Source organism: Acetomicrobium sp. S15 = DSM 107314 (genome assembly GCF_016125955.1).
Lineage (GTDB): Bacteria > Synergistota > Synergistia > Synergistales > Thermosynergistaceae > Thermosynergistes > Thermosynergistes pyruvativorans.
This window is the reverse complement of the sequence record NZ_JADEVE010000143.1, coordinates 1-388: the sequence shown is the minus strand read 5'-3', so window position 1 is coordinate 388 and position 388 is coordinate 1. Positions and strand designations below refer to the sequence as shown.

The following is a 388-nucleotide window of genomic DNA, read 5'->3' as shown; positions in this document are numbered from 1 at the left end:
TTCGGCATAGCGACTGTCTTTTATGTCAGCAAGATGGACAGGGATAACGCCTCGTTTGATAGGACATTGGGCGAGATCCGCCAATACTTAAGCGACAAGGTTGTGCCTTTATATTTACCGATAGGCTCGGAGAAGAACTGTCGTCTAATAGATCGTTGACCTGACTTTCAAGTTCAATGGGGTCAAAGGCTGTCCTGCAGCTAGCGGAAGATCGAGCGCAGTTCTTCCATCGTCGTAGAAACGGGTAACATATTCATGGGACGAGGAGGAAGCATGCGCGCAGCATCGAGCCTTTCTATGGCATTGACCTCGGCAGCCGGCAGCGACAAGGATTCGAGCGGAACTCCTATATCTACCACTGAGACCTTGCCTGCGTAATCCGCCCCCG

General features: G+C 51.5%; 1 protein-coding gene. It reads right to left on the bottom strand.

Annotated features, from left to right (window positions below):
* Positions 1–200 precede the first annotated feature (200 nt).
* A partial coding sequence (locus EZM41_RS03475; RefSeq protein ID WP_198469551.1) for a hypothetical protein occupies positions 201–388 on the bottom strand: 188 nt, incomplete at its 5' end.